This window comes from Lacticaseibacillus boliensis (genome assembly GCF_054784775.1).
This window is the reverse complement of record NZ_BAAIHN010000073.1, coordinates 1-2663: the sequence shown is the minus strand read 5'-3', so window position 1 is coordinate 2663 and position 2663 is coordinate 1. Positions and strand designations below refer to the sequence as shown.

Below are 2663 nucleotides of genomic sequence, written 5' to 3'. Positions count from 1 at the left end.
ATGGGTGTACGGACTCATAGTCGAGTTCTCCTTGTAGTTGGTCTTGTGGTGATTCCATTTTACAAGGACTCAGGCTATGAGTCTTTTCTATTTGACTAATTTGTTGCACTTGAATTGTAAATCCGTCGCAATCAAAAAGCCCACCGGATGGCAGGCCAATAATACTTTCAATAGCTTATCCTCATCAGAATTAACTGGCATATCTAACGATTCTTACCGTTTCTTTAGGAGCCAAAGTTTATCTTACTATGAGGAGCACATCAGTGTACAAATATAAGCAGAAAAAGCGCTACGATTGCGGGACTACCCTGTGTAAATATGATTTTCTTGTTAGCTGTCAGTGATCCAAAAGCGGCAGCAAGCACGACAAAACCCACGAATAAAATCTGAACGTGGTAGGAGGCACCACCACTGAGCCCATATCGAGCATATAACAAGCCTACACCGATGAATCCATTATATAGTCCTTGGTTTGCCATCGATGATTTGGCTTCTTTGGTGGCAAGATATCCTTTTGACAAGTCAAAAGCCTTACGGGCCATTTTTGTTTGGGTGCCAAACATCTCGAGAAGCATTATCAGCAATGCCTCAACGGCGACTAGTAGCACGAACATATCCTTTACAAATAGCATTACCTATTCCCCCTAAAGAAATTCATTAAAATTGAAATTTATACGATAAAGCATAGTATAACAGACTTCGGAGCGGGAGAACATTTAGCCTGGATTATTCTTAAACACGAAAAAATACAGCGCAACCTCATGACTGGCATGAAGTTGCGCTGCTTTGTGTTTTTCACCTGGGTGCGGTCTTGTGATATTGTAGAGTCGCTGAAAACCAACAATATGAAGGCCATAACACAATGCTTAGACTACGCGCAACTTCACTTCAATGCAATCCTCATTTATCTGTTATCAACGACGCCGGACAATTATCCAATGATGGTGGAATGATACTACCAATTGAATTTACCAATCGGATCCACCTCAAAAACTTGATTCGTAATACGATTTTCTTTAATGATGAGCGAAAATTTGCCAAGATCTCTTTCGTAGATCTATTTGAATTTACGCTTATGCTCCGGATTGCCGGTTATTGCACTGACTCTGCGGCAAATACTTGGCGTCAGGATCCTGCTATTAGGACTGCTTTAGGTGAGTGTGGCCTCTCAAGCTTCTATTTCACGTTTCATCGCAAGCCTGACTCAAGATAATCTGGTTGAAATCCAAAACCTGTTACTGAAACTGGCTGATGTGGTCCTTAAAGATCCTTCACGCACTGAAATGATCCTTGATATCGACTCCACACACTCGGATACCTTCGGCCATCAAGAACACGCAACCTATAATGGTCATTATTCAGCTAATGGCTATCACCCTCTGCTGGTTTTTGATGATGCCACCGGGCTTTTACTAGGTGCGCAGTTGCGCCCGGGTAACGTCTATACCAGTAGCGATGCTGATACGTTCATCGCCCCGATCCTTGATCATCTTAAAGCCTTACGCCCTGATATGAACATCACAGTCCGCGGTGATTCAGGCTTTGCCAAGCCAGAGTTTTATGCAGCCTGTGCCAAGCGCAGTGTTAAATTTATTGTCCGGCTGAAGAAGATTAACCGCATTAACGAACTTACCACAACGGCAACTCAATCCCCTGAGATGACGACTGATTTTCAAAGTGAAGACCACGAACTGGACTATCAAGTTAAAACTTTGGCGGATAATTATCGCGTGATCGTGCATTCTGAAAGTAAGGCTGAGTCTTTTCTTTGGGACGATCATACTTGGTTGGTCACTAATGATACGAAGATTCCGTGTGAAACATTGATCACCCGCTATCGTCAATGCGGAAGAGTCGAAGATCTGATCAAAGAATTGAAAGCCGGTTTTGCTTTCGACAAGACTGACAGTCACTCGTTTACGATGAACGCTGCTAGGGCCTTGATCAGTGCTGTTTCTTACAACATCGTTCAACTATTCAAACTCATTTTGATACCTTTTGACGCACGAAAGACAATCGCAACCTTGCGCTTTGAATTGCTCCATGTTGCGGGTAAGGTCACGCATCACGCGCACCGAATCGTCCTACATTTAGCTTCAAGCCAAGTTTTTAGTGGCTTTATAGGCAATGTGTTGAACGATATTTTACAAATGTGACCAAAGCAACTAAATGGTCGGGCCTGGCCGAAGTGTTGAAATACGTTCGGTCTATTTGGCGACGCCGACTCTGAATAAGTTGGCCAAAATCAAGGTGTATTGATTCGGCATGGCGAAGTTAGTGTCGCTATTGAGCCTATGGTTGTATTTCACAAACCTATGAATGAATCAGGATTATTATAGCGCCGATGTTGGAGTGTCGAGTGCTCATTTTCAAAAACATGAAAGCTTACATTATTGGAACGTTCTCACATAAAGTTCCAATAATCGAGGCGATAATATGGCGATTTACATGCTTTATCGCATTATTTGACGCATTATTTTACACTAAAAATGCATCATATTGTTAACCATGATATCTCGGTCAAACATTCGTACGTTTGGGAACAGCGTAAGCTTGGGGATGTGGCTTCGATTATTGGAGGGGGAACCCCAAGCACGGCAAAACCGGAATATTGGAATGGCGATATTGACTGGTATGCACCTGCTGAAATTGGCTCTCAACGA

At 42.8% G+C, this 2663-nt stretch carries 2 protein-coding genes and 1 pseudogene; 2 read left to right on the top strand and 1 reads right to left on the bottom strand.

Annotation, left to right across the window (positions count from 1 at the left end; translation table 11 throughout):
• Positions 1-260 precede the first annotated feature (260 nt).
• Positions 261-632: a DUF1304 domain-containing protein gene (locus ACYVRB_RS14150; protein WP_125706724.1), complete on the bottom strand. Its 372-nt coding sequence runs from the start codon at positions 630-632 to the stop codon at positions 261-263.
• A gap of 230 nt (positions 633-862) precedes the next feature.
• On the opposite strand from ACYVRB_RS14150, the pseudogene ACYVRB_RS14145 reads away from it, so the two are divergent.
• Together ACYVRB_RS14145 and ACYVRB_RS14140 are read left to right on the top strand one after the other, a co-directional pair.
• Positions 863-2156, top strand: a pseudogene (locus ACYVRB_RS14145) (IS1380 family transposase).
• A gap of 333 nt (positions 2157-2489) precedes the next feature.
• Positions 2490-2663, top strand: a 174-nt coding sequence (locus ACYVRB_RS14140; RefSeq protein WP_461216057.1) for a restriction endonuclease subunit S, incomplete at its 3' end; no start/stop codon positions are given.